This is a genomic window from Halobaculum saliterrae (assembly GCF_009831625.1).
Taxonomy (GTDB): Archaea; Halobacteriota; Halobacteria; order Halobacteriales; family Haloferacaceae; genus Halobaculum; species Halobaculum saliterrae.
Genome location: NZ_WUUS01000004.1, coordinates 1 through 23,817 on the forward strand (window position 1 = coordinate 1; position 23,817 = coordinate 23,817).

The 23,817-nt window shown below is 70.5% G+C and carries 27 protein-coding genes and 1 tRNA gene; 15 read left to right on the forward strand and 13 right to left on the reverse strand.

The window, feature by feature from the left end:
• The 3 genes from GRX01_RS06785 to GRX01_RS06795 all read left to right on the forward strand — a co-directional run.
• The coding region (locus GRX01_RS06785) for a VWA domain-containing protein (RefSeq protein WP_159664820.1) at positions 1 to 755 on the forward strand (755 nt) is incomplete at its 5' end.
• Complete coding sequence (locus GRX01_RS19485) at positions 752 to 1,720, forward strand: Rossmann-like domain-containing protein (protein WP_159664823.1); 969 nt, start codon at positions 752 to 754, stop codon at positions 1,718 to 1,720. The genes GRX01_RS06785 and GRX01_RS19485, both read left to right, overlap by 4 nt.
• Positions 1,717 to 2,988 (forward strand): XdhC family protein, encoded by a 1,272-nt coding sequence (locus GRX01_RS06795; RefSeq protein ID WP_159664826.1) that lies wholly within the window; start codon positions 1,717 to 1,719, stop codon positions 2,986 to 2,988. Before GRX01_RS19485 ends, GRX01_RS06795 begins: the two co-directional genes overlap by 4 nt.
• A gap of 113 nt (positions 2,989 to 3,101) precedes the next feature.
• Here GRX01_RS06795 and GRX01_RS06800 read toward each other — a convergent pair whose 3' ends face one another.
• The 5 genes from GRX01_RS06800 to GRX01_RS06820 form a co-directional block, all read right to left on the reverse strand.
• The gene (locus tag GRX01_RS06800; RefSeq protein WP_073306691.1) at positions 3,102 to 3,296 is read right to left on the reverse strand and encodes a cold-shock protein; all 195 of its coding nucleotides are present in this window, start codon (positions 3,294 to 3,296) and stop codon (positions 3,102 to 3,104) included.
• 80 nt (positions 3,297 to 3,376) lie between these two features.
• A complete protein-coding gene (locus GRX01_RS06805; RefSeq protein WP_321167940.1) occupies positions 3,377 to 4,900 on the reverse strand; it encodes a carotenoid oxygenase family protein in 1,524 nt (507 codons plus the stop codon).
• 123 nt (positions 4,901 to 5,023) lie between these two features.
• On the reverse strand, positions 5,024 to 5,464 hold the full coding sequence (locus tag GRX01_RS06810; protein WP_201289533.1) for a universal stress protein: 441 nt from the start codon (positions 5,462 to 5,464) through the stop codon (positions 5,024 to 5,026).
• Between the two features lie 80 nt (positions 5,465 to 5,544).
• Positions 5,545 to 5,958: a fluoride efflux transporter FluC gene (locus GRX01_RS06815; RefSeq protein ID WP_394351373.1), complete on the reverse strand. Its 414-nt coding sequence runs from the start codon at positions 5,956 to 5,958 to the stop codon at positions 5,545 to 5,547.
• Entirely contained in the window at positions 5,955 to 6,353 is a 399-nt protein-coding gene (locus tag GRX01_RS06820) for a fluoride efflux transporter FluC (RefSeq protein ID WP_159664829.1), read from the reverse strand. The genes GRX01_RS06815 and GRX01_RS06820 overlap by 4 nt, the downstream gene beginning before the upstream one ends.
• Positions 6,354 to 6,713: 360 nt before the next feature.
• Between GRX01_RS06820 and GRX01_RS06825 the strand changes: the two genes are divergently transcribed.
• The 3 genes from GRX01_RS06825 to GRX01_RS06835 all read left to right on the forward strand — a co-directional run bounded on the left by GRX01_RS06825 (position 6,714) and on the right by GRX01_RS06835 (position 8,714).
• Positions 6,714 to 6,917, forward strand: coding sequence for a hypothetical protein (locus GRX01_RS06825; protein WP_159664832.1), 204 nt, complete (start codon positions 6,714 to 6,716; stop codon positions 6,915 to 6,917).
• Positions 6,917 to 7,987 carry an isocitrate lyase gene (gene aceA / locus GRX01_RS06830; protein WP_159664835.1) on the forward strand — a complete coding sequence of 357 codons (1,071 nt, stop codon included), beginning with the start codon at positions 6,917 to 6,919 and terminating at the stop codon, positions 7,985 to 7,987. Before GRX01_RS06825 ends, aceA begins: the two co-directional genes overlap by 1 nt.
• Before the next feature lie 163 nt (positions 7,988 to 8,150).
• On the forward strand, positions 8,151 to 8,714 hold the full coding sequence (locus GRX01_RS06835) for a DUF2391 family protein (protein WP_201289534.1): 564 nt from the start codon (positions 8,151 to 8,153) through the stop codon (positions 8,712 to 8,714).
• Between the two features lie 81 nt (positions 8,715 to 8,795).
• Here the strand turns inward: GRX01_RS06835 and GRX01_RS18775 are convergent, their stop codons facing one another.
• Positions 8,796 to 8,966: a DUF7838 family putative zinc beta-ribbon protein gene (locus tag GRX01_RS18775; RefSeq protein ID WP_201289535.1), complete on the reverse strand. Its 171-nt coding sequence runs from the start codon at positions 8,964 to 8,966 to the stop codon at positions 8,796 to 8,798.
• A 105-nt stretch (positions 8,967 to 9,071) separates the two neighbouring features.
• On the opposite strand from GRX01_RS18775, the gene GRX01_RS06840 reads away from it, so the two are divergent.
• Both GRX01_RS06840 and GRX01_RS06845 read left to right on the forward strand, forming a co-directional pair.
• Positions 9,072 to 9,458 carry an acyl-CoA thioesterase gene (locus GRX01_RS06840; RefSeq protein WP_159664842.1) on the forward strand — a complete coding sequence of 129 codons (387 nt, stop codon included), beginning with the start codon at positions 9,072 to 9,074 and terminating at the stop codon, positions 9,456 to 9,458.
• Positions 9,455 to 10,627 (forward strand): MFS transporter, encoded by a 1,173-nt coding sequence (locus GRX01_RS06845; RefSeq protein WP_159664844.1) that lies wholly within the window; start codon positions 9,455 to 9,457, stop codon positions 10,625 to 10,627. The genes GRX01_RS06840 and GRX01_RS06845 overlap by 4 nt, the downstream gene beginning before the upstream one ends.
• Positions 10,628 to 10,770: 143 nt before the next feature.
• Here the strand turns inward: GRX01_RS06845 and nasA are convergent, their stop codons facing one another.
• From nasA to GRX01_RS06860, 3 genes are read right to left on the reverse strand one after another with little or no spacing between them, the layout of a single operon-like run.
• Entirely contained in the window at positions 10,771 to 12,888 is a 2,118-nt protein-coding gene (gene nasA, locus GRX01_RS06850; protein ID WP_159665681.1) for an assimilatory nitrate reductase NasA, read from the reverse strand.
• A gap of 23 nt (positions 12,889 to 12,911) precedes the next feature.
• The gene (locus GRX01_RS06855; protein ID WP_159664847.1) at positions 12,912 to 13,058 is read right to left on the reverse strand and encodes a hypothetical protein; all 147 of its coding nucleotides are present in this window, start codon (positions 13,056 to 13,058) and stop codon (positions 12,912 to 12,914) included.
• Positions 13,051 to 14,817 carry a nitrite/sulfite reductase gene (locus GRX01_RS06860; protein ID WP_159664850.1) on the reverse strand — a complete coding sequence of 589 codons (1,767 nt, stop codon included), beginning with the start codon at positions 14,815 to 14,817 and terminating at the stop codon, positions 13,051 to 13,053. The genes GRX01_RS06855 and GRX01_RS06860 overlap by 8 nt, the downstream gene beginning before the upstream one ends.
• A gap of 358 nt (positions 14,818 to 15,175) precedes the next feature.
• Between GRX01_RS06860 and GRX01_RS06865 the strand changes: the two genes are divergently transcribed.
• Complete coding sequence (locus tag GRX01_RS06865; RefSeq protein WP_159664853.1) at positions 15,176 to 15,370, forward strand: cold-shock protein; 195 nt, start codon at positions 15,176 to 15,178, stop codon at positions 15,368 to 15,370.
• Between the two features lie 441 nt (positions 15,371 to 15,811).
• On the opposite strand, the gene GRX01_RS06870 is transcribed toward GRX01_RS06865, so the two are convergent.
• The gene (locus GRX01_RS06870) at positions 15,812 to 17,959 is read right to left on the reverse strand and encodes an alpha/beta hydrolase family protein (RefSeq protein ID WP_159664856.1); all 2,148 of its coding nucleotides are present in this window, start codon (positions 17,957 to 17,959) and stop codon (positions 15,812 to 15,814) included.
• A 139-nt stretch (positions 17,960 to 18,098) separates the two neighbouring features.
• Between GRX01_RS06870 and GRX01_RS06875 the strand changes: the two genes are divergently transcribed.
• On the forward strand, positions 18,099 to 18,338 hold the full coding sequence (locus tag GRX01_RS06875) for a glutaredoxin family protein (RefSeq protein WP_159664859.1): 240 nt from the start codon (positions 18,099 to 18,101) through the stop codon (positions 18,336 to 18,338).
• 11 nt (positions 18,339 to 18,349) lie between these two features.
• Entirely contained in the window at positions 18,350 to 18,886 is a 537-nt protein-coding gene (locus GRX01_RS06880; RefSeq protein ID WP_159664862.1) for a cob(I)yrinic acid a,c-diamide adenosyltransferase, read from the forward strand.
• A gap of 21 nt (positions 18,887 to 18,907) precedes the next feature.
• Here the strand turns inward: GRX01_RS06880 and GRX01_RS06885 are convergent, their stop codons facing one another.
• A complete protein-coding gene (locus GRX01_RS06885; RefSeq protein WP_159664865.1) occupies positions 18,908 to 19,912 on the reverse strand; it encodes a hypothetical protein in 1,005 nt (334 codons plus the stop codon).
• Positions 19,913 to 20,387: 475 nt separating this feature from the next.
• On the opposite strand from GRX01_RS06885, the gene GRX01_RS06890 reads away from it, so the two are divergent.
• On the forward strand, positions 20,388 to 20,654 hold the full coding sequence (locus GRX01_RS06890) for a DUF7553 family protein (protein ID WP_159664868.1): 267 nt from the start codon (positions 20,388 to 20,390) through the stop codon (positions 20,652 to 20,654).
• A 97-nt stretch (positions 20,655 to 20,751) separates the two neighbouring features.
• On the opposite strand, the gene GRX01_RS06895 is transcribed toward GRX01_RS06890, so the two are convergent.
• The gene (locus GRX01_RS06895) at positions 20,752 to 21,003 is read right to left on the reverse strand and encodes a DUF7120 family protein (RefSeq protein ID WP_321167942.1); all 252 of its coding nucleotides are present in this window, start codon (positions 21,001 to 21,003) and stop codon (positions 20,752 to 20,754) included.
• A gap of 103 nt (positions 21,004 to 21,106) precedes the next feature.
• Here GRX01_RS06895 and GRX01_RS06900 point away from each other — a divergent pair.
• Positions 21,107 to 21,181, forward strand: a tRNA-Val gene (locus tag GRX01_RS06900).
• Positions 21,182 to 21,398: 217 nt separating this feature from the next.
• On the opposite strand, the gene GRX01_RS06905 is transcribed toward GRX01_RS06900, so the two are convergent.
• Positions 21,399 to 21,761, reverse strand: coding sequence for a response regulator (locus tag GRX01_RS06905; RefSeq protein ID WP_159664871.1), 363 nt, complete (start codon positions 21,759 to 21,761; stop codon positions 21,399 to 21,401).
• Between the two features lie 241 nt (positions 21,762 to 22,002).
• On the opposite strand from GRX01_RS06905, the gene nikR reads away from it, so the two are divergent.
• Together nikR and GRX01_RS06915 are read left to right on the forward strand one after the other, a co-directional pair.
• Positions 22,003 to 22,422 (forward strand): nickel-responsive transcriptional regulator NikR, encoded by a 420-nt coding sequence (gene nikR, locus GRX01_RS06910; protein ID WP_159664874.1) that lies wholly within the window; start codon positions 22,003 to 22,005, stop codon positions 22,420 to 22,422.
• Between the two features lie 203 nt (positions 22,423 to 22,625).
• Positions 22,626 to 23,768, forward strand: a complete 1,143-nt coding sequence (locus GRX01_RS06915) for a CBS domain-containing protein (RefSeq protein ID WP_159664897.1) — start codon at positions 22,626 to 22,628, stop codon at positions 23,766 to 23,768.
• Positions 23,769 to 23,817: the final 49 nt, after the last annotated feature.

A 23,817-nucleotide genomic window follows, 5' to 3' on the forward strand; every position in this document is an offset into this window, starting at 1 on the left:
GCCCCTCGCCGTCGGGCCCGCGCGTCGACGCCCGCCGGGCGCTGCGGGACAGCCTCGCGACCGGCGGGGCGCCGGTGGAGCTGCCGGCGACGGCGCCGACCGAGAGCGAACTCCGGTGTTGCCTGCTCGTCGACGTGAGCGGGTCGGTGCTCGACACCGTCGACCGCGCGACGCTGCTGTCGGTCGCCGACGCGCTCTCGGGGGCGGCCCGGGACTCCCGCGTGTTCCTCTTCGACACGGAACTGGCCGACGTGACCGACGCGTTCGACCGGGCCGACGGCGACCCGGCGGCGGCGCTCCGGGCCGCGTCCGTCGAGTGGGGCGGCGGCACCCTCATCGGCGACGCCCTCGCGACGCTGCGGCGCGAGCACCCGCACGCGGTCGACCGCCGGACCGTCGTGGTGGTCGTCAGCGACGGGCTGGACGTGGGCGACCCGGACCTGCTCGACGACGGGATCACGTGGCTCGCGGACCGCGCGAGCGCCGTCGTCTGGCTCAACCCCCTCGCGGTGTCGCCGTCGTTCGAGCCCCGTTCTCGGGGGATGGCCGCCTGCGAGCCGTACGTCGACGCGCTGTTCGGGTTCGCCGGGCCAGCGGACCTCTCGGCGGCGGCCCGACAGCTCGAACGGCGGGGGCTCGACGGCGCCGTCGGCTACCGACACGACCCGCGACGACGGCCCGGCGACGCCGACCCCCCCCACTCGGGCGAGATGACGGGCGGGAGCACGGACACGGGCGGAGGTGGTTCAGCGTGAGCGACGCCGTGCTTCGCGCGGTCCGGGACGGCCTCCGCGAGCGCGACGCGTTCGCCGGCGTCTCCGTCGAGCGGATCACCCTCGGGGACGCGGCGGTTCTCGTCGAGCTGTCCGGGCCCGACGAGCGAACGGCCGATCGGACCGATGGCGACGGTGAAGGCGCCGACGCCGACGGGAGCGGACCGGTCCGTGCCGGACTGGCTCACCGCCCACCCGGCCCCGACCCGGACCTCGACGGGGTCGACGTGGAGGCGCTCGCGGCGTGGGCGCTCGGCGAGGGAGCCGCCGGCGGCGGCGACGATGCGGCCGCCGTCGCCCGCGCGGTCGGCGTGGCGACGCTCAACGCGCTGTCGGTGCCGCACGTCGACTGGCGCGCGGGCGACCCGATGGCGCTCCTCTCGCCGGACGTCGAGCGGGTGGCGACGGTCGGGCTGTTCCGGCCGGCGTTCCGGAAGTTCGACGACGTGGAGGTCCGAGTCGTCGAGCGCGACCCGGTCGACCCGGCCGCGGTGTCGACCCCGCCGGGCGTGACCGTCTCGACGTTCGGACCCGACGAGGCGGCGACGGCGATGGCCGACACGGACGTGGTGTTCGTCACGGGCTCGACGCTGGCGTACGGCGGGCTCGACGACTCGCTGGCGGCGGCGCCCCCGGCGGCGACGGTCGTCGTCATCGGGGCGTCGGCGTCGACGGTCCCCGGGCCGCTGTTCGAGGCGGGAGCCGACGTCGTCGCGGGCGCAGCCGTCGACGACGTCGACGCGGTCCGCGCGGCAGTGCGCGACGGCGCCTGCGGGACCGACCTCCACGACGCCGGGGTGATGAAGGGCTACGTTGCGGCCGCGGCGCCGACGGGGATCGACCTCGACGGCGAACGGGACACCGACGGACCGGGATCGACGCGAGCGGACAGCGCGACGCGCGACGACTCGACCGGAAGCGACGCGACGGAGACATCGAAGCCATGACACGGAGCAACTGGAGCGTGCCGGAGACGGAGGTCGTACAGTCGATCAGGGAGCGGCTCGACGAGCGCGCGGCCGGGGCCGACGGGCCGCCCGACGTCCTCGCGACGGTCGTCGGCGTCGAGGGGAACGCCTACCGCCGCCCCGGCGCGAAGATGGTGCTCTCTGCCGACGGCGAGGGGATCGGCGCGATCACGGCGGGCTGTCTGGAGGAGGACCTCGTGAGCGTCGCAGACCGCATCCGCGAGACCGGCCGGCCCGAGGTCGTCACCTACGACCTGATGGACGACGAGGAGGAGGACGTGTGGGGGCTGGGCGTCGGCTGCAACGGCGTCATCGACGTGCTGGTCGAGCCGCTGACGGAGACGTACCGCCCCGCGGTCGAGGCGTTCGGGGCGGGTCGCGACGTGGCGGTGTTGACCGTCCTCGACGGCGGGGACGGGGCGCTCGCGGACGGCGACCGGGCGTACTACCGCCCCGACGACGGGACGCTCCGGACGCCCGAGGGCGACCCCGCGACCGACTGGCCGGACTCGCTTTCCGACCCCGCGGGCGCGCTCGCCGACCGGGGTCGGGGGGACACGCTCGTCGTCGACGACCGGGCCGGCGGGACCGTCGAGGTGTTCGTCGACGGCATCGCGGCGCCGACGGAACTGGTCGTCTTCGGCACCGGCCACGACGTGGGCCCGGTGACCGAGCTCGCCGCGCGCAACGACTTCCGGGTGACCGTCGTCGGCTTCCGCGGGGCCGTCGACCTCGACGATCGCTTCCCGGAGGCCGACAGGACCGTGACCACGTCGCCGGCGAACGTCGACGAGGCGCTCGCGCCCGACGAGCGCACCCACGCGGTCGTGATGACGCACAACTTCGTCGACGACCGGCTCGTCGTGGAGTCCCTCCTCGACGCCGGCGTCGCCTACGTCGGCCTGATGGGGCCGCGCGAGCGCTTCGAGGAGATGCTCGAGGAGTTCGCCGCCGAGGGGCGGACCTTCGACGAGTCGGAGCTCGAGCCGCTGTACACGCCGGTCGGGCTCGACCTCGGCGGCGGGTCGCCGTACCAGATCGCTCACAGCATCGTCGCGGAGGTCCTCGCGGTCGCCAACGACAGGCGACCGGGCCACCTGAAGGCCCGCGAGGGACCGATCCACGAGCGGGTGGACGTGGGAGACGGCGACGACGAGGGCGACGGAGAGAGCGACGGGACGGCCGACGACGAGGGGAACAACGGGACCGCCGACGGGGCCGACGAGCCCGACGCTCGCGCTCGCTGACTCGGCGTCAGTCCAGCGGGGGACCGTCGGCGACGCTACGGAGCGATGTGTGCGGTGTCGCGTAAAATCGAAGTGACCGTTCGCCGTCGCCCGGAGGCGACGAGGAAACCGGCTTAGTTGCGGACGACGTTCGTCGCGCGCGGGCCCTTCGGGGCCTGTTCGATGTCGAACTCTATCTCCTCACCCTCCGTCAGATCCGGACCGCCAACGTCCTCCATGTGGAAGAACACGTCGTCGTCCTCGTCCTCGGTAGAAATGAAACCGTAGCCGCCAGTGTCGTTGAAGAAATCAACCTTTCCGTTTGCCATTGCAAACATACGTATGGGGGTTCGGGGGATAACCCTTCCGAGGGTCGTGGTACCACGGGGGTTCGACTCGTCTGGCGGCCTCACTTCGGCCGTTTGGCCCGAACCTCCGGGAAGTAGCGCCCGTGGAAGTCGAAGGGAACGGCGTGCGGGAGGCGCACCTTGGCCCGCTCCGTGAACGACTCGCCGTCGAGCACAACCAGCGACGACGCGTCGGCGCCCGCCTCCAGCGTCACCGCGAGCACGACGCCGTCGTCCTCGCGGTCGCCGTCGGGGTTCGGCACGAAGATCGGCTCGCCGAAGTAGCCGCCGTCGTCGAACTCCGTCGCCTCGCCGGTCTCGGTGTCCAGTTTCAGGATCCCTCTCGCCCACTCGTTGACGGGCCGGTCGGTGCGCATCGCGTAGACGTACCGGTGGCGCCGGCACCACCGCGCGGGCGACACCGTCGGCAGCGCCGTGCCGCCGTCGTACAGCGTCTCGCGCGTCACGCTCGCGTCGTCGACGCGGTAGCGCCCCGTCCCCGTCGCGTCCGCGAGGTCGACGACGAAGCGGTCCACCTGCGCGCCGAGGGCGCCGAAACTCCCCCCGCGGAGCCGGTCGAGGTACAGCGAGTCGATGGTCGTCGCGTCCGGGACCGTCTCGAGGTCGAACACGACCTCCCGGCCGCCGTCGCGCTCGAAGGCGTTCACGTGATGGAAGCCGAAGACGGCGTCCGTCACCGGGTCGGCGACCACCTCGCCGGTCGTGCGCTCCAGCACGATCACGCGCGTCCCGCGCTCGGGCTCCCACTCGAACTGCTCGATGAACGGCGCCTGCCTGCCGGGCTTGAACAGCCGGAGGGGATCGAGCCGGAGCGGAAACTCCGCGATCACGACGTACCACGGCGTGAGCGCGAAGCTGTGCAGGTACGCCGGCTTCTCCGTCTCGACGCTGCCGACGTGGCGACGCTCGCCGTCGGGCGTCAGTGCGTGGACGTGGTACCGGCTCGTACGCCCGAACGCCGTCTCGACGTTGAGGAGGGTTCCGGTGGCGGGGTCGCGCTTGAGGTGCGCGCAGGCCAGTTGGCCGGTCGGCGCGTCCCCCCCGTACTCGTCGTGTCCGAGGACGTCGAGCGTGTTCGGGTCGAACCGGACCCGCCGGGGCGACTCGGTGAGCGCGAGGTAGTCGTCGCCGACGCGCTCGGCCACGATGTTCGTGTTGTCGTACGGCTCCCGGAGGAAGGTGAGCAGGCGCGAGCGCAGGGTGGTCTCGCCGGTCGCGAAGCCGCCGTCGAACTCGCCCGCGCGGGCGGCCTCGTAGGCGTCGGTGCGGAGGAAGCGGTTGCGGTAGTGGACCGCGTCGCCGTCGACGCGCCCGGGTCCCGCGCCGCTCCCGCCGGCGTCCCCGTCGGCGACGCCTCCGGCCCGGTTGCCGGGATCGAACGTGAAGCGGTACAGCATCGCCAGCCCGTCGAACCAGTGGTCCACCGCGCTGCCGTCGGGGAACGAGAACGCGCCCGGGCCGTTCCGGATCAGGCTGCCCGCGAGCCAGTCGGGGAGCGAGCCCTCGACCGGGAGCGTCTCGGCGGTCTCCTCGTGGAGCGAGTGGAAACCGGGGTGAGCGGTCACGGTTCAGAGAGGCGCGCGAGCGGCTAATCGGTGTCGGCGATCGGGACCGACCGGGAGGGTCGACGGTCCGCGACCGACCGTTTCGCGGACGACTCTCGGCGGGTGACCCTCAGCGGACGACTCTCAACGGACGACGGTCACCGGAACCGGCGACCGGCGCGTCACCTTCTCGGCGACGCTGCCCATGAGCATGCGGGAGAGTCCTCTCCGGCCGTGGCTCCCCATCACCACCTGGTCGATATCGTCGCCATCCTCCTCGAGATACTCGAGGACGGACTGGGCGGGTCCGCCGATGAGTCGAACCGTCTCCACGTCGACGCCGCGGTCGCGGACGCGCTCGGCGGCCGACTCCAGCAGCTCGTCGCTCGCCTCCTTCGCCGACTTCTCCAGTTCCTTCGAGTAGTACGGGTCCATCCCGTCACCGTCGCCGGCGGACACCCACCGGTTGGGGTCGACGACGTTGAGGAGGACGAGCGTCGCCTCCCCGTGAACGTCCAGCGCGTGATCGAGCGCCTTCGTGGAGTGATCCGAACGATCGAGCGGAACGAGTACGCGTCGTGACACGGTCGCGACCACGCGGGGCGGGGACTCGGGCGTTTCGGTCAGCGGGGCTCGGCCGCCTCCGGACTCCTCGCACGGACCCGTCACGCGCCGCCGACGAGGGTGACGACGACGGCGGCGAGTCCGACGGCGCCGCCCGTGAGCAGGGTGTTGCCGGCGACGAACAGCGCGGCCCGGGTGCGGTCACCCCGCTCCCACAGCCGCACCGTCGACACCGAGAACGACGAGAAGGTGGTGAACGCGCCGCAGGCTCCGGTTCCAGCCAGCAACAGCGCGTCGCCGCCGACCGGCCAGAACACGAGCAGCCCGAGCAGGAAGCTCCCGAGAACGTTCACCGTCAGCGTTCCCAGCGGGAACTCCCCACGGCCGACCGCCGTCCCGAGCAGGTGGCGCGCGACGGCGCCGCCGGCGCCGCCGACAACGACGAGCGCGGGGTCCGGGACCGCGGCGAGCGTCGCGGCGGACACGAGCGCGACGGCGGCGGTCGCGGCGCTCACGCGCTCACCTCTCGGTCGTCTCGCGGATCGACGCGGGCGGCGAGGTCGCGCCCGAGGAGCGCGGCCGCGAAACCGAGCGCGTAACTGCCGAGGAGATACGAGACGCCGACCAACGGCTCCGCCCGAACCGTCTCGACGACGAAGGTGCTGTAGGTGGTGTACGACGAGAGCACCCCCGTCGCCAGCAACGTCCGCGTACGGTCGCCCAGCCGGTCGGCGCGAAGCGCCTCGTACAGCAGGAACCCGAGCAGCAGGCTCCCCGAGACGTTCGCCGCGAGCGTCCCCCACAGCCCGGGAAGCGCCGTCCCGAGCAGGTGACGCGCCGACGCGCCGACGGCGCCGCCGACCGCGACGAGCGCGACCGTCACGGCGAGCGCTCGGGGGTCCCGCGACATACACGGGGTCTCTCACGTGGGTCGTATCCGACTGTCGATCGCCGCGCGGCGTCCGTGTCAACTAATACCAAATAAGGGCTTCTCAGGGGGTAAAACCCGTTATAGAATATTATCATTATAGTTCGTTACATTTATTGTGTCTTCCCGGCTGGACACGGGTGAGGCGACACAGCATGGGTGTACATCACCGGAAATCCGCCGCAGGACACGCACAGACCACGCCGACCGACCGCGACCCGCCGACGCCACCCACACCGCCCGAACGACCCACACCATGACCTTCAACCCGAACCCCGAGACCGACCTCGACGAGATCGACGACCGCGAACTGAGCCTGTTCTCCGCGGAGGGCGACGACCGATGAGCCGTCGCGCCACCCGCCCCACCGACGACAGCCGACAGTCCACTGAGACGGACGCGCCGCTGGTTCCGGATCTGGGGACGCGAACGGGCCGCACTGACACGACGACCGACACCGCCGCCGCAGCCACCCGCCGCGACCGCGCCGAGCGCCGCCGTCGCCGCGACCCGTTCGAGATCGCGCTCATGGAGGACTCCGAATAATGCACCCCTCAGAACTCGATCAGGACGTCTTCACGAAGGACATCGACAACCCGCAGGGCGCGAAGCTGCGCCGGATGCTCGACGAGCAGGACTACGTGTTCGCTCCCGGGATGTACCACGCGCTCGACGCCCGCCTCGCGGAGATGGCCGGGATCGACGCCGCGTACATGTCCGGCTACTCCACCGTGCTCGGGCAGTTCGGCTTCCCGGACCTGGAGATGGTGACCATGACCGAGATGGTCGAGAACGCCAAGCGCATGGTCGAGGCGACGAACCTCCCGGTCATCGCCGACTGTGACACCGGCTACGGCGGCACACACAACGTCCGCCGCGCCGTCCGCGAGTACGAGAAGGCCGGCGTCGCCGCCGTCCACATCGAGGACCAGACGACGCCCAAGCGCTGCGGCCACATCGCGGGCAAGCAGATCGTCTCCCGCGAGCAGGCCCGCTCGCGCTTCGAGGCGGCCGTCGACGCGAAGCAGAGCGAGGACACGGTCGTCATCGCCCGCACCGACGCCTACGGCTCGGCCAACGGCGACTGGGAGGAGCACCTCGAGCGCGGCCGGATCTACGCCGACGCCGGCGTCGACCTCGTCTGGCCGGAGATGCCCGACCCGAGCCGCGAGGACGCCGTCGAGTACGCCGAGACGATCCACGAGACGCACCCCGACCTGGATCTGGCGTTCAACTACTCGTCCTCCTTCGAGTGGGGCGCCGAGGAGGACCCGCTCACGTTCGAGGAGCTGGGCGACCTGGGCTACAAGTACCAGTTCATCACGCTCTACGCGCTGCACTCCGGCGCACACGCGGTCTACGAGGACATGGAGAACATCGCCGAGAACGACGAGGAGGCCCAGTTCGACCTCGAGGAGCGCTACATCGGTCACGAGACCGAGAGCCACCACGCGCTCTCGTTCGTCGACCGCTATCAGGACATCGAGACGCAGTTCGACCCCGAGGCGAAGGAGCGCATCGAGCGCTCGGCCGGCTTCTCCGAGGACCAGGAGGACCCGATCTCGACGGCCGACCGGAGCGAGGACGAGGTCGAGACCACCAGCGACGACGACTGACGGCCGGACGCGACGCGCCCCGCCCCGTTCGAGGCACGTCGCCCGCCGTGCGCCGCGGCCACGCCGCCGGTTCTCTTTCCTTCGTTCCGTCTCGATCTGCCCCGGGTTCGCCGCCCGCGAGCGCACCGTCGGAACTACGTCCCGCCGCGTGCAGATGCGAGCGATGAGCGACAGCGACGACGGCGAACCGACCGTCGAGGACCTGATCGAGGAACTGGAGACGCTGGAGGAGGTCGTCGACGACACGGACGAGCGCCGGAAGGTGCGCGGGGCGATGCGGACCGCCCGCGAACTGGCGGCCCCGAAGCCGTCGGTGTTCGGGAAGGTCGTCCGCGGCTTCGACCGCGGCGACATCGCGGAGGCGTTCCTCGGCAGCGTGCTCTTCGGGATCCCGATGCTCGTCGAGGGCGGCACGACCGAGGTCGGTGCGTACCTGTCGAGTCACCCGGCCTACCTCGCCGGGACGGCCGTCGCCACGATCCTGCTGGTCGTCGGGATCGTCTACGTCGCGGACTTCCAGGACGTGCGGGTCCACCGACCGTTCCTCGGGGTCGTCCCCCGACGCCTCGTCGGCGTCCTCGGCGTCGCCGTGCTCACGGCCGTCGTCGGCCTGACCGCGTGGGGACGGATCGACTGGGCGGACCCGGCGGTCGCGCTCGGGAGCGCGCTCGTCGCGGCGGTCCCGATGGCGGTCGGAGCGGCGCTGGGGGACCTGCTTCCGGGATGATCATGGGGGAACCGGCCGCGCGGTCGCGACGAACAGCGGCGCCCACGGGACGCCACAGAAACGCCGGAGGACTCGGCTCCGTCAGGCCTCGATCGCGGCGCCGCTGTCGCCGTTGATCCGAGTGAGGCCGTAGTCGCACTCGTTGCACCGCCACTTCGTCTTCTCGCCGAGGTGCAGCGTCATCGCGGCGACGCGCCAGAAGTCACGCTCCTCGCCACACCGCGGACAGTAGAACTCCATCTCGAGGCTCATGACCGTCGTTGGGTGGCCGGAGGCTTTCAAAACACCGGTCCCCGTCGACCCGACGGGGCGCCCGGGGAACGATAGCCCGAAATCCCCGGCGGTCGACGAGCACGTATGACCTTCGAGACGACGGTTCCGGTCCGCTACCGCGACCTCGATCCGATGGGCCACGTGAACAACGCCGTCTACGCCACCTACCTCGAGGAGGTCCGCACCGCGTTCTTCCGCGAGGAGGTGGGCATCGATCTGGCGGACTCGCGGGCGGCGCTGGCGTCGATCGAGATCGAGTTCCGCGCGCCCGTCGAGGGGACCGGCGCGATCCGGGCGGTGCTCGACGTGGTCGACGTGGGGACCACCAGCCTCACCTTCGGCTACGAACTGTACCACGAGGGCCTGCTCGTCGCCGAGGGCGAGACCGTTCAGGTCGCGATCGGCGAGGACGGCCCCGAGCCGCTGCCGGACGCGGTCCGTACGGCCGCCGAACGACACGCGACCGAATGAGCGGCGGGCGCCGTCGACTCGCGCTCGCGGCGGTGAGCGCGGGGAACTTCAGCCAACTGGGCGCGCGGGTGCTGCTCGGCGCGGTCGTCCCGTTCGTCCTCGTCGACCTCGCGACGACCGAGGCCACCGTCGGGCTGGCGCTCACCGGGATGTGGGCGACGTACGCGCTGTTGCAGTTCCCCAGCGGCGTGCTCGCCGACCGCCTCGGCGAACGGCCGGTCGTCCTCGCCGGGATCGTCGGGGCCGGCGTCGGGACCGCGCTGGTGGCGCTGTCCTCGTCGATGCTCGCGTTCGGCGCGGCGACGCTGGTGTTGGGCGCCGGCGCCGGGCTGTTCTTCTCGCCCGGGACCTCGCTGCTGTCGCGACTGTACGACGAGCGCGGCGGCGCCCTGAGCGTGCTCACCGGCGCGGGCGCGGTCGCCGGCGCGGCGTTCCCCGCGGCCGGCGGGGCGCTCGCCGACCGCTACGGCTGGGAGGTCGCCGTCGGCGCGGGCGCCGCCGTCGCGGTCCCCGCGGCCGTCGCGACCCTGCTGTTCGTGCCGTCGCTCGCGCCGGCCAACCCCGAACGCGACCTGCGTGCGGCCGTCGACCCGGGACGCATCGTCGACGTGCTCTCCCGGCCGCCGCTGGCGTACACGACGGCGATCGCCGTGCTGTGCGGGTTCACGTTCCAGGCGGTGTCGTCGTTCCTGGCGACGTTTCTCGTCGCCCACCGCGGCCTCGCGCCGTCGACTGCGGCGACGGCGTTCGGTGTCGTGTTCGCGATCAGCGCGGTCGCCCAGCCGGTGAACGGCCGGGTGTCGGACGTGCTCTCCCGCGACGCCGCCGTCGCGATCAGCGTCACGCTCGCGGGCGCCGGCATCGCGACGCTGGTGCTCGCGCCCGGGACCGTCGGCACCGTCGCCGGCGTCGCGACGCTGGGCGCGGGGATCTCCTGGCCCGGCCCGATCCAGGCGCGGTTCATGGACCGGCTGACGGACGCCGAACGCGGTTACGGCTTCGGGCTGGTGCGAACGGTGTACATGTTCCTCGCGGCGTCCGGGTCGGTCGTCACCGGCGCCGTCGCGAGCGCCGCCGGCTGGCCCGCCGCCTACGGGCTCGTCATCGCGCTGCTGGCCGCGTGTCTCGCGCTGCTCGGGGCGAACCGGGCGCTCGGACTCGGCCTGTAGCTTCCGAACCCGCCGCCGGTGCGAGTCGACCCGTCGTCGGGCCGCAGAACTCCCCGATGCACGGCGAGTCCGCGGCCGTCGGGGATCACTTCGGGCCCGACGGGAGGAAGAACACCGTTGTGAGGACCGGCCGCTCGCTCCTGTCAGTCATCGCCGACCGCCTCCGGCTCGGCCGCGGTCGGCTCGCGGCCGGCCGCGTCCTCCTCCGGCGTCCGCGCCGCAAGTCGCACGGCACACTGTTTCAGGTTCGGCTCGTCGGACTTCGGGTCCGTCTCCGGCAGCGTCACCTCGTTCGTGCGCGGGTGGTGGATCGGCAGCCACACGAGCCCGCGCGGCACCGCCGGATCCGCCTCCGGACGGACGGGGATCGTCCCGCGGCGGGAGGCGAGCGTCGCGGTCGCGTCCTCCGGCTCCGCCCCCTCGGAGTCCGCTTCTCCCGAACCGGGGTCCAGCCCTGCGTCCGCGAGCGTCTCCGGATGGGCCCGGGCGAGCGGCGCGGGATCGGTCACGTCGCCGCGCGAGCGAACGCCGGTGTTGTAGCCGTCGGCCTCGCGGGCGGTGGTCAGCGTGAGCGGGTAGTCCGCGTCTGTCGGCTCCGCGAGCGCGCCGTCGACGGCCGACGAGAAGCGCGCCCGGCCGGAGGGCGTCTCGAACGACCAGCCGCCGAGGTCGGTCAGATAGCGGTAGCCGCCCTCGGAAACGGCGTCGGGCGCGGGCCACCGCACGGCCCCGGCCTCGTCGAGGCGGCCGTAGGAGATGCCCGAGCAGTCCGCGGGCGTGCCAGCCGTGAGCGCGGCGAACTCCTCGAAGACGGTCTCCGGCTCGCTCGCGGGGAACAGCCCAGGCGCGAGCCGCTCGCCGATCGTCGTGATCGCGTCGAGGTCGGTGCGTACGTCCGGCGGGAGGTCGGTCGCCGGCCGCACCCGGGACACCCGCCGCTCCATGTTCGTCGTCGTCCCGGACGACTCGCCCCACGTCGCCGCCGGCAACACCACGTCCGCGACCTCGGCCGTCTCGGTGCGGAAGGCGTCCTGCACGACGAGGAACGCCTCTGAGAGGCGCTCGCGAACCGCGCCGGCGTCGGGCATCCCCGCGACGGGGTTCGTCGCGACCGCGTACACTGCATCGACCGGGCCGTCGGCGATCGCCTCGACGGTACCGACCGGGCCGGGACCGGGGTCGTCCGGCAGGCGTTCGACGGGCACGTCCCACGCCTCGGCTATCAACCGGCGCTCCACGGGATCGTCGAACGGGCGCTGTCCGGGCCACGATCCCTTCGAGGAGCAGATCCGCGTCCCCATCGAGTTCGCCTGTCCCGTCAGCGAGAACGGCCCCGTTCCGGGGCCCATGTTCCCCGTCGCGAGACAGAGGTCGATCAGGGCGGCCGCGGTGTCGGTGCCCTGCACGCTCTGGTTCACGCCCATCCCCCAGTAGATGAGGGTCGGATCCCTCAGGGCGTCAGCGAGGTCGTCGACGACCGCCGGATCGACGCCGGCGGTCGCCGCCGCCGACTCGACCGACGGGAGCGACGCGACGAGGTCGTCGAAGCCCTCCGTCGCCTCCGCGACGAACGCCTCGTCCACCGCCTCGCGCTCGACGACGCGCGCGAGCACGGCCCGGGCGAGCGCGAGATCGGTCCCGGGCTCGGGGGCGACGTGATCGTCGGCGACGCCGGCGGTCCTCGTCTCCACCGGGTCGACGACGATCAGGCGACCGTCGTCGGCGCGGGCGCGCTCCTCGATCCACCGGAACATGACGGGGTGCGCGACCGCCGGGTTCGCCCCCCAGACGACGTGCGTCTCGGCCTCCTCGATGTCGTCGTAGGTGCACGGCGGCGCGTCGCTGCCGAAGGCGTCGTAGTAGGCGGTCACCGCGCTCGCCATGCACAGCGTCGTGTTCGCGTCGTAGTAGCGCGTGCCGAGGCCGCCCCGGGCGAGCTTCCCGAGGGCGTAGGCCGCCTCGTTGGTCTGCTGGCCGCTGCCGAGCACGGCGACCCCGTCGGGGTCGTCCGCGGCGGCGGAGCGAAGCCCCTCGACGACGCGGTCGAGCGCCACGTCCCACGTCGTCGGGTGGAGGTCGCCGTCCTCCCGCACGAGCGGCCGAGTGAGCCACTCGCCGGCGGGGTCGGCCGACTCGCTGATCCCCCGCTGACACGCCAGCCCGCGGTTCGCCGGGTGCGACACGTCGCCGCGGACGGAGTCGACGCCGTAGCCCGTGTCCACGCCGATCTGGAGGTGGCCACAGCCGACCGCACACCGCATGCACGTCGTCGGGACGGGGTCCGTCACCGCTCCCCCTCGGCAGTCACGTCGATCCTCCCGGCGTCGCCGCCGAACAGCTCCGGCGCCGCGTCCGCGGGCGCGTTCGTCGGCGCTCCGGCGTCGCTGCCGGTCGTCGGGTCGTCGTCCCCGGGCGCGTCCCTCTCAGTCATCGCTCGGAAGGGGTTCGCCGCTGGCGTCCGTGGGGGCCGGGCTCTCGCCGTCCGCGAAGGGATACCACGACTGCTTCGCGTCGGTGAGGCAGGGGTCCTCGTAGTCGGTCTCCTCCGGCTCGGCGAGCTCGACGAGCGTCTCGTGGCCGGTCGCCTCGACCCACTCGCGGAACGACTGGCCGTCCGAGCGGAGCGCGGCGAACGCCTCCACGAGGTTGCGGATCAGTCCCGGGACCTCGTCGGCGGGCACGCGCTGGCGGACCCACTCGATGAACGACGGCTCGGTCCCGATGCCGCCGCCGACGCCCACGTCCATCGCCTCGACCATCTCGCCGTCCTTGCGGGCGCGCATCCCCTGGAGCCCGATGTCCGCGGTCATCGCCTGTCCGCAGTCGGCGGTACAGCCGGAGAAGTGGACCTTCAGCTGAGTCACGTCGTCGGGAACGTCGACGTTGCGCCGGAGCCACCGGAGCATCACCGCCATCCGGGCCTTCGTCTCCGTGAGCGCCAGCGAGCAGAACTCCGTGCCCGTGCACGCGATGGCGCCGCGGTCGAACAGCGTCGGCTCGGGGGTGTGCGTCTCCAGCAGCGGCTCCCCGAGGAGATCGTCGAGCGCGTCGTCCGGAACGTCCAGTATCAGGGGGTTCTGTCGCCGGGTGAGCCGCACCTCGCCGGAGCCGTACTCGTCGGCGAGATCCGCCAGCTCGATCGCCTCCTCGGCACCCATCCGCCCCACGGGGACGCTGAGGCCGACGTAGTTGCGGCCGTCGGCCTGCCCGTGCACGCCCACATGGTCGTGTTTCCCGTGGGCGGCGCTCCGCCCGGCGTTGTAGGTGTACTCGTCGCGGAGGTTGGTGCCCGCGTGGGCCGGCTCGAAGTCGACGCGCTCGACGAGCGCCTCGCGGATCGCGTCGGTGCCGAGGTCGTCGACGAAGAACCGGCCGCGATTCCTGTTGCGGTTGTCGCGGTCGCCCTCCTCGTGGTAGAACTCGACGAACGCCCGGACGACCTCGTAGGCGTTCTCGGGGCGCACGAACAGGTCGAGCGAGCGCGCCCGCCGCGGCTCGCGCCCGCCGAGGCCGCCGCCGGCGCGGACGTTGAAGCCGCGCACCTCCTCTCCATCCACTAGCTTCCGCGCCGGCTCCAGCGCCACGTCGTTGATCGAGTCCTGCGCGCAGCCCTCACGACAGCCCGTCACCGAGATGTTGAACTTCCGGGGCATGTTCGCGAGCGCGTCGTCGCCGCGCAGGTCCGACTGGATGCGGTCGAGCAGGGGCCGCGTCTCGACGTACTCGCGGGCGTCCGTTCCGGCGACCGGACACCCCGAGATGTTGCGCATGGTGTCGCCGCCGGCCGACCGCGAGGAGACGCCGACCGCCTCCAGCTTCTCCCAGATCTCCGGGACGTCCTCCAGCTTCAGCCAGTGGAGCTGGATCGACTGCCGGGTGGTGAAGTCGATCCACGCGTCGCCGAACTCGGGGTTCTCCACGGGGCCGGACGCGTACTCGCGGGCGACCTCGCCGATGGCGCGGAGCTGCCCCGGTTCCAGCACCCCGCCGCAGTTGGTCAGCCGCATCATGAAGTAGCTCTCCTGGCCGCTCCGGTGGTGGAACACCCCCCAGAACTTGAACCGGGAGAACCACTCCTCGCGCTCGTCCTCGGGGATGGACTCCCATCCCTCCGCCGCAAACTCCTCGATCTTCTCGCGCACCGCGTCGCCGTACAACTCGCCCTTCCACTGTTCTTTTTCGTTTACCATTATTGAGTACCAGTATTGTCTTGGAATCGGGCGCGAACACGCCCGAACGTATTCCTCGTCCTGTTGATTCGGGCACGATCGTCGGTAAAAAGCGATCTCCTGTACCGTCCTTAATGTCTCCAGAAGACTTGTGTTACGGCGCCGAACGGACGATCAGCGGGACGTATTACCATGACTAGTCGATGATGAACAAGGATCGTACAGTTCTGTCGGAACACGGAACCCGCTCGTGACCGAGCGTTGGATCCGGTCGCCGCCGACGACGTGGACGATATCGTGTGAGGCCGAGCCACGTCGCTCCGTGACGTACGGAACCGCGTGACGGAAGGGTTATGAGTGCTCCTCGCCTCGAACGGGTATGGCGAAAGGGAAGGTCGACTTCTTCAACGACACTGGCGGCTACGGTTTCATCGAGACTGAGGACGCGGACGACGACGTGTTCTTCCACATGGAGGACGTCGGCGGTCCCGACCTCGAGGAGGGGCAGGAGGTCGAGTTCGACATCGAGGAGGCCGAGAAGGGCCCCCGCGCGACGAACCTGCAGCGCCTGTAAGGCACTCTCAGCGAACCACCGCACCCATCGGGTGCGATTTTCCGTTCTTTCACACCGGCGAGCCGCAGGGTTGTGCGCCGCTCCCGTGACCAGTTGCTCCGCTCGTTCACTCGGTGCGTTCGCGTCGGCAATCCCCTTCGTGGGCGGGGCGGCACGAGGACCGCCCCGCCGTGGTCCGTTGCCTCAGTCGCTCACTTCGTTCGCTCCTTCGGCAACGCGCGGTTCGTGGGCGGGGCGGCACGAGGACCGCCCCGCCGTGGTCCGTTGCCTCAGTCGCTCACTTCGTTCGCTCCTTCGGCAACGCGCGGTTCGTGGGCGGGGCGGCACGAGGACCGCCCCGCCGTGGTCCGTTGCCTCAGTCGCTCNCTNCGNTCGCTCCTTCGGCAACGCGCGGTTCGTGGGCGGGGCGGCACGAGGACCGCCCCGCCGTGGTCCGTTGCCTCAGTCGCTCGCTCCGCTCGCTCCTTCGGCAACGCCCGGATCGTGCGTCTCGAACCACTCCGTCAACTCCTCGATCCGATGCGTCGCCCGCTCGGGGGTCCCGATGTTGTGGTGCTCGTCCGGGTAGATCACGAGCTTCGCGTCGATCCCCTGCTTGCGGACGCTGACGTACAACTGCTCGGCCTGGGTCGGCGGACACCGCCAGTCCTCCTCGCCCGCGGTGATGAGCAGCGGGGTGTCGATGTCACCGACGCGGGTGATCGAGGAGATATCGCGGTACAGCGCCTCGTTCTCCCACGGCATCCCGAACTCCCATTGGTGCCAGTTGTGGTTGTCGTCGGTCCCGAAGTTGCTGTAGAAGTCGTAGACGCCGTGCTCGGGCGCCGCGGCCGCGAACATGTCCGTCCGCGTGACGACGTGCGCGGTCGTGATCCCGCCGTAGCTGAACCCGGTGCAGAACAGGCGGTCGGGATCGGCGACCCCCTCGTCGACGAGGTGCTCCATCGCCGAGATCACGTCGTCGGACTCCAGCTCCCCGCGTGTCCCCTTCAGCGACTCCGAGAACGCGCGGCCGTAGGAGGTCGACCCGCGGTAGTTCGGCTTCGCGACGACGTACCCCCTGCTCGTCCAGTAGGCCACGTCGAACCGGAACCCGGGCGCGTCGTAGCTCATCGGCCCGCCGTGGATCGAACAGATCGTCGGCGCCGGTTCGTCGGCGTCGACGTCGAAGTCGCTCGGGTAGTAGACGACCGCCTCGATCTCCTCGCCGTCGCCGTTCTCGTAGGCGACGACCCCGCAGTCGGGCAGCCCCTCGGCGCGCTCGTCGAGCCACTCGTCGTTGAGCGTCGAGAGGCGCCGCGTCGGGCCGCCGGCGTCGTCCTCGCGAAGCTCGGCGCCGGGGACGGCGTACACGTCCGGCGGCTGGTCGGCGCCCGTGAGGCCGAGCGCGACCGTGTCGCCCGCGAGATCGAACGCCGCGATGGTTCGGTCGCGACCCTGTCGGGTGAACGCCCGCCGCGGCTCGCCGTCGACCGGACACACCGCGAGGCGCGTCCATGCCTCGTCGGCGATCGGGACGACGACCGTCTCGCCGTCCAGCCAGCGCGGCGCCCCCGAGCGAGCGAGCGTGCGGTCCAGTTCGGCGGAGACCGACTCGAACGCCGCGCCGGCCTCGTCGGGCGCGACGTACGCCTCGTTGGGTTCGTACCAGTTGTCGTAGTTGCTGCCGTCGAACGCGAGGCGGTCGCCGTCGGGCGACCACGTCGGCGACCCGCACCGGAGGCTCCCGTCGGTGACGACCCGACGGTCCGAACCGTCGGGCGCGATCGTGCACACGTCGTAGGCGCCGCTGTCGTCGGGGTCGTCGTCGACGCAGGTCGTGAACGCGATCCGGCCGGTCGGCCCCCACGCGGGCTGGAGCCCCGCGAGCGGCTCGGACGAGCCCGCGCCGTAGGCGTCGTCGAGCCGGTCGAACGACTCGGCGTCGGCGTCCTCCGCGTCCAGCCCGCCGACGAACAGGTACGTCGTCACGTCGTCGAGCCAGCCGGCGCCGTCGCGCTTGTGCTGGAGTCGCGTCACCTCGATGGGGCCCCCGTCCTCGCGCTGTTCGAGGTACCCCTCCTCCTCCTCGGTCGGGTCGCGGGCGGCGACGACGAGGCGGTCTCCGTCGGGCGCGAGGTCGAACTCCTTGATCCCGTGCTCGAAGGCGGTGAGCTGACGCGCGTCGCCGCCGCGGGCGAGGTCGAACGCCCACACCTGCGGCTTCCCGTCGCTGTTCTCGCCGTTGCTGCCGTTCCCACCGTTCCCGTCTCGCTCGGCGTCCTCGTCCGCGTCCGTCTCGTCCGGTTCCCCGTCGGCCTCGTCGGCGCGCCCGCGCCTGCGATCGAGGTCGGTGTCGCGAGCGGCCAGAAACGCGAGCGTGACGCCGTCGGGGCCCCACGTCGGCGACGACGCCGTGGACGCGCGGGTGAGGCGGTGCGGATCGCGGCTCCCGTCCGTCGGCGCCACGTACAGTCCCGTCCGGTGTTCGTCGGCCGCGGGATCGGACTCCTCCGCGGTGAACGCGACGCGCTCGCCGTCGGGCGACACCGACACCTCCGCGAGCAGTCGCAGGTCGTAGTAGGACTCGATATCGACTCCGTGCTGCATACCCGCCGGTGTGGTGACGGGCACTTGACCGTTCGGGAACCAGCGGGCTCGGGGGCGGTCCTTCGGTTCGACGACCGTGCCGGGAAGCGCGGCCGCCGTCGTGGCAAGCTACTTGCCGCAGGCGACCCTCGGTTCGAGCATGTCCGTAACGCTGTACGCGCTGGACGGCTGTCCCTGGTGTGAGAAGGTTCACGACGCGCTCGAGGAGGCGGGCGTCGAGTACGAGACCGTCTGGACGGAGGCCCTCCACTCGAAGCGCGACGAGGTCGCCCGCGTCAGCGGGCAGCGGGGCGTTCCCGTGCTCGTCGACGAGGAGCACGGCGTGACGATGAACGAGTCGGCGAACATCCTCGAGTACGTCGAGCGAACGCTCGCCTGAGCCTCGATCCGATGCCAATCTACACCGGCCGCGGCGACGAGGGGAAGACCGACCTCCGCGACATGTCGCGGGTCTCGAAGACCTCCCGTCGCATCGAGGCGTACGGCACCGTCGACGAGGCGAACGCGCTGATCGGCACGATCCGGCCGACGGGGTACGACGACGTGGACGAGATGCTCCGCGCCGTGCAGGACCACCTCCACGTCCTGCAGGCGGACTTCGCCAACCCCGACCCCGAGGAGGGCGATCCCGTCGTCCGCGAGGACCACACCGAGCAGCTGGAGGACTGGATCGACGAACTGGACGAGGAGCTGGAGCCGCTCACGAGCTTCGTGCTCCCCTCGGGAAGCGAGGCGGGCGCGAAGCTCCATCACGCGCGGACGGTCGTCCGCCGCGCCGAGCGTCGCGCGGTCGAGCTCGCGGACGACGAGCCCGTCAACGCCGAGGCGGTGGCGTATCTCAACCGCCTGTCGGACGCCCTGTTCACCTTCGCGCGCGCCGTCAACGCTCGCGACGGCGTCCCCGAGGACGCCCCGGACTACGAGTAGCCGGCATCCGGGCGAGGCGACTCAGTCCTCCCCCGGCACGTCGTCCGGCCGTCCACGCTTCCCGGTGACCGCCGTGATCCTGTCCTCGTCGAACACGACGTGGATGAAGTTCTGCTCGCCGTACTCGGTCGAGACCGGATCGAAGGTCGGGCTGCCGTCGTCGTCGAGCTTCACGGGCGGCAAGAACAGGTCGGTCTGGTGGTCGCGTCCCAGGTACGCGTCGGCTTCCGACAGTGGGAGGTCGGGCGTGATCGCGAGTTCGTAGTCCTCGTTGCGCACGATCTGACTGGTCTTGATTCGGACCAGCCGGTCCTCGTCCTCTACGTCGCCGTCGATCAGTAGGTCACAGACTCCCCACACCGCGCCGAGGGCGAGCTGGCGCGGTTCGAGGGGCGTCCCCGTTCCGGTTATCCCGTTGATGTAGTTGCCGAGCAGGACGCCGCCTCCGGTCTCGTAGTTGGGGTACGGTGGCTCATAGACCGAGTCGAAGTCGATCTCGTACTCGGTGTCGTTCGGGTCCTCGAACTCGACGGCGATATCGGACTCGTCGTCCGAATCGCCCGGATCCTGCTCCAGATCGTACGGCTGGCGGTCCTGATACACGACCCGTAGTCGGCCGTCGACCTCCTCGGCGTCGTCGCTGAACGGCGTCTCGAAGTCCGTCTCGACGAACTCGCCTCCGTCTTCGTCACGGCTCTCCAGGGGGACACCCGCGACGGGGAGCTCCTCCTGGTTGTCCTCGAGCAGGTCCGCGATATCTCCGTCGGCGATATCGATCCAGTGATCGGGCACCATGTAGGGGTCGTCCGGCGTCCCGAACGTGTACTCGCTGAGCCGACGCTTCCCCGGTCGGATCCAGTGGACGCTCCGGTTCGGCGTCTGCTGGACCCGCAGGGTGAGATCCGGGAAGTAGAACGAGTCTCTCCGTCCACTACCCTCGCCGCTCTCGTGGGGCGTCGCGGCGGCCGTTTCGGAGAGTCCGGCCACGCCGCCTCCCGCGGCCAGTGCGCCGGCGCTCTTCCGCATGAACGACCGTCGAGTGTCCTCATCAACGAATGACAATATCTTGTCCAACCCGGTTGTCATACCTGGTAACACGCGCCGGTGGCGGTAGAGTTGATCCTTGAATACGAAAGCCGTATATTCGGATCGGCCGGCGACATCGCCCGCTTGGTCGTCTATACCGGGTATGTGCCCGCGGGCGACGAACGGTTCGTCCCCCGGAACAACTGGGCCGGCGACGAACGAACGACGGATCCTCCCGATCACTTCGAAGGTTCGCCGGTCTCGTCCGCCTGCGCCGCTCCGTCCGTTCTCCTTGTCGGTGAGAACGCCCGTGACACGACGATCTCCGACAACGGACCGGAGTTGAGCAGTCGCCTGGGGTCCCACTCACGTGGGCTACACCGAGCGCGAGGACCTCGGTTCCCCGGGATCCCTCGTTCCCTTCGACGTCGATCTCCCCACAAACGGTTTATTCGTCCTTCGACAAGGGACAGGTATGTCCAAGCACTTCGAGGACGCGCGATACTACCTCGGTCGCGCGGCGGACCACGCGAAGGCCGGGGTCAAGGAGGAGCTCGAGCCGGTCGAGGAGCGGGTTCGCGAGATCGTCGGACTCGAGACGGAGCCGGAGCCCTCGCGGCTCGACCGCCTCGAGGCCGACCTGACGGAGCTGTCGAAGCGCGCGGAGGGGGAAGCGAAGGAGGCCGTCCAGCAGGCCCGCGAGAAGGTCGACGAGTATCGGGCGGGGCGGAGCGAGGAGTAGCGTCGGTCGTCGACGGTCGGACGCGGACGGAGGGCGGCCGGACCGGGCGTGGGCCGGTCGTCGACTCACGGCGACCGCCTCGTGAGAATCGTCCGGATCAGAACGTGGGCTCGTCGCCCATGTCGTCGTCGAGCGCGGCGGGATCCTGTTGCTCGTCGATAGCGTCGGTGAAGAGGTCGCCGTCGGCCTCCCCCTCGGTCGTCGTGTCGCTCTCCACGTCGTACGCCTGCAGGCCGCGCGTGAGGAAGTCCTCGACGGCCTCGTTGCGGTTGAGGAACTCCCCCTGCTCGGCGAGGCGAGAGATCTCGCTGTCGATTCGGTCGGGCAGGTCGACTTCGATCTTCGTCACGCTCGCTCGTCGGTCGTCGGACGGGATTAATCCTCGGGTCGACCTCGGAGGGACCGTCACGGACGGTAAGCCTTAAGCGTGCGACCGGGGTACGGTCTGGTGCGGGTTGGTGGTCTAGTCCGGTTATGACGGCTCCTTCACACGGAGCAGGCCGGCGGTTCGAATCCGCCCCAACCCATTCCGTCGACACACCGACCACGAGCGACAGCGAGGAGTTCGGCTCGGCGGAACCGTCCTCGGGCGCGATTCGAAGCAGGGAACGAAGCGAGTGTCAGCGAGCGAAGCGACCGAGGTTCGAGTCCCCTTCAACCCACGCCTCCGCGACCCAGCGCCGGCGAGCGGCGTGTGGAGCGAACGCAACGGGCGTCTCGATGTGAACGGGCCGGTTCCCGGGGTCAGGACGCGAGCGCGCTCTCGACTTCCGACCGCAGGGTGTCCTCCTCGACCGGCTTGGTGACGTAGCCGTCGGCGCCGGCCTTCACCGCCTTCCGCATCTGGTCGCGCTGTTCGACGCTGGTGCACATCACGACCCGCGTCCCGGGGTCGCGCTCCTTGATGTCGTTGGTCGCCTCGATACCGTTCACCTCCGGCATCATGATGTCCATCGTGACCAGGTCCGGCCGCGTCTCCTCGAACAGGTCGACCGCCTCCGAGCCGTTCTCGGCCTCGCCGACGACCTCGAAGTCGTCCTCGAGGATCCCGCGAATGAGCGTGCGCTGGAACCCTGAGTCGTCCACGATGAGGATCCGTCTCGTCATGGCTGAGACTCCGTCGTCCCGCAAATAAGCGTTCACCCGCCGGATCCGGACGTGATAATCACGGCACGAGGAGCCCCGCCGCCTCGCGGACTGCTCGGCGACCGCTCGCAGCCGTCGCGACCGAGCCACCTCCGTCGAGCGTGTCCGCTTCGACCGCCTCAGCGAGTCCGTCGATCGACTCGCCGACGAGTTCGCCAGCTGATACGGAAGGCTTAGTAATTTCTGCCGTCTGTGTTAATACATGGGCGTCGTCAGCGTCTCCATGCCGGACAGCCTCGTCGAGCGGATCGACGAGTTCACCGAGGAACACGGCTACACCGGCCGCAGCGAGTTCCTCCGGGAGGCCGCCCGGGACCTCCTCGGGGAGTTCGAGGACCGCAAGCTGGAGGACCGCGAGCTGATGGGCATCGTCACCGTCGTGTTCGACTACGAGGGGACCACGGTCGAGGAGCGCATGATGCAACTGCGCCACGAGCACGAGGACATCGTCGCCTCGAACTTCCACAGCCACGTCGGCGACCACAACTGCATGGAGCTGTTCATCCTCGAGGGGAACCTGGAGCAGATCTCGACGTTCGTCGGGAAGATCCGCGCGACGACCGACACCAAGACGGTCGACTACTCGGTCACCCCGATCGGCGACGGCGAGGGCATCGTCTGAGCGCCGACCGCGCCGTCGATACCGGAGCGGAACTCTCGGCGGATCGACACCTCTGAACCCCCCGAAACGGCGTTCGGATCGAATCGATCGCCGCGCCGTCCTGCGATAATTTCGTGTGGATTGCTGACAATCGTCATGGACTCAGTGCGTGGGATCCGAACCAAGCTTCAATACACGGGGGATCGTACCCCCGTATTGGAGTTATGGACATCTCAGATATCGCCGTGCCGGAGTTCGTAGAGGTGGACGCGGGCGAACGACTCGGAAAGATCCGCTCCATCTTCGATCGCGAGAACCCGAAGGGCATCATCGTGATGGAGGACGGCGAGTACGCGGGCGTCATCGGCGAGCGCGAGCTGATCAACTCGCGCGTCGACGACGACACCCGCGCGGCAGCGCTGATGACGGCCGCCCCGGAGGTCGACCGGACGGAGGACGTGCGGGAGGTGGCGCGCCTGCTGGTCGAGGGCAACGTGAAGGTGGCGCCCGTCTACCAGGGCGAGAAGCTGTACGGGATCGTCACCGTCGACGACATCCTCGCCGCGGTCCTCGACAACCTCGACGCGCTGACGGTCGAGGACATCTACACCGAGGACGTGGTCACCGTCGTCGAGGACGCCCACGTCGGAAAGGCGATCAACCGCCTGCGCGAGAACGGCATCTCGCGGCTCCCGGTCGTCAACGAGAACGGTCGCCTGGGGGGTATCCTCACGACCCACGACATCGTGGACTTCGTCGTCCGGGACGACGACCGGCAGACGCGCGGCGACCGCAGCGGCGATATCGATCGCATGCTCGACCTGCCGGTGTACGACATGATGTCGTCGCCGGTGCTCACCGTCACCGCCGGAGAGTCGGTCCACGATGCGGTCGAGCTGATGATGGACAACGACATCAGCGGGCTCGTGGTCACCCCCGAGGAGCGCGACGACCTCGTCGCGGGCGTGCTCACCAAGACCGACGTGCTCCGCGCGCTCACCTTCACCGAGGAGGACGCGATGGACGTCCAGGTGACGAACGTCGCCCTGCTCGACACGCTCTCGCGCGAGGACATCCGCGAGGCGATCGGACAGGTGTCGGACAAGTACCAGGAGATGCGCGTGCTCCACGCGCACGTCCGGTTCCACGAGCACAAGGAGAAGCTCCGCGGCACGCCGCTCATCCAGGCGCAGATCCGCCTGCGCACCACCCACGGACAGGTCGGGGGCTCGGGCGAAGGGTACGGCGCCGAGCACGCCTTCCACGTCGCGCTCGACAAGCTGGAGCGCAACGTCCTCGAAGTGAAGGGCGTCACCGCCGACGAGCGCTACCGCGGCCAGCTCCTCCGGAAGCTCGGCGAGCTGTGAGCCGGTAGCGCTCCCGTCACGCCGAAACCAGCACGGCGAACCCACGGCG

Coding starts and splice junctions, on each gene's coding strand:
- GRX01_RS06795 (WP_159664826.1), top strand. CDS start 1,717: ATGACACGGAGCAACTGGAGCGTGCCGGAGACGGAGGTCGTACAGTCG.
- GRX01_RS06800 (WP_073306691.1), bottom strand. CDS start 3,296: ATGGCAAACGGAAAGGTTGATTTCTTCAACGACACTGGCGGCTACGGT.
- GRX01_RS06820 (WP_159664829.1), bottom strand. CDS start 6,353: ATGTCGCGGGACCCCCGAGCGCTCGCCGTGACGGTCGCGCTCGTCGCG.
- GRX01_RS06825 (WP_159664832.1), top strand. CDS start 6,714: ATGAGCCGTCGCGCCACCCGCCCCACCGACGACAGCCGACAGTCCACT.
- aceA (WP_159664835.1), top strand. CDS start 6,917: ATGCACCCCTCAGAACTCGATCAGGACGTCTTCACGAAGGACATCGAC.
- GRX01_RS06835 (WP_201289534.1), top strand. CDS start 8,151: ATGAGCGACAGCGACGACGGCGAACCGACCGTCGAGGACCTGATCGAG.
- GRX01_RS18775 (WP_201289535.1), bottom strand. CDS start 8,966: ATGAGCCTCGAGATGGAGTTCTACTGTCCGCGGTGTGGCGAGGAGCGT.
- GRX01_RS06840 (WP_159664842.1), top strand. CDS start 9,072: ATGACCTTCGAGACGACGGTTCCGGTCCGCTACCGCGACCTCGATCCG.
- GRX01_RS06845 (WP_159664844.1), top strand. CDS start 9,455: ATGAGCGGCGGGCGCCGTCGACTCGCGCTCGCGGCGGTGAGCGCGGGG.
- nasA (WP_159665681.1), bottom strand. CDS start 12,888: ATGCGGTGTGCGGTCGGCTGTGGCCACCTCCAGATCGGCGTGGACACG.
- GRX01_RS06855 (WP_159664847.1), bottom strand. CDS start 13,058: ATGACTGAGAGGGACGCGCCCGGGGACGACGACCCGACGACCGGCAGC.
- GRX01_RS06860 (WP_159664850.1), bottom strand. CDS start 14,817: ATGGTAAACGAAAAAGAACAGTGGAAGGGCGAGTTGTACGGCGACGCG.
- GRX01_RS06865 (WP_159664853.1), top strand. CDS start 15,176: ATGGCGAAAGGGAAGGTCGACTTCTTCAACGACACTGGCGGCTACGGT.
- GRX01_RS06870 (WP_159664856.1), bottom strand. CDS start 17,959: ATGCAGCACGGAGTCGATATCGAGTCCTACTACGACCTGCGACTGCTC.
- GRX01_RS06875 (WP_159664859.1), top strand. CDS start 18,099: ATGTCCGTAACGCTGTACGCGCTGGACGGCTGTCCCTGGTGTGAGAAG.
- GRX01_RS06880 (WP_159664862.1), top strand. CDS start 18,350: ATGCCAATCTACACCGGCCGCGGCGACGAGGGGAAGACCGACCTCCGC.
- GRX01_RS06885 (WP_159664865.1), bottom strand. CDS start 19,912: ATGCGGAAGAGCGCCGGCGCACTGGCCGCGGGAGGCGGCGTGGCCGGA.
- GRX01_RS06890 (WP_159664868.1), top strand. CDS start 20,388: ATGTCCAAGCACTTCGAGGACGCGCGATACTACCTCGGTCGCGCGGCG.
- GRX01_RS06905 (WP_159664871.1), bottom strand. CDS start 21,761: ATGACGAGACGGATCCTCATCGTGGACGACTCAGGGTTCCAGCGCACG.
- nikR (WP_159664874.1), top strand. CDS start 22,003: ATGGGCGTCGTCAGCGTCTCCATGCCGGACAGCCTCGTCGAGCGGATC.
- GRX01_RS06915 (WP_159664897.1), top strand. CDS start 22,626: ATGGACATCTCAGATATCGCCGTGCCGGAGTTCGTAGAGGTGGACGCG.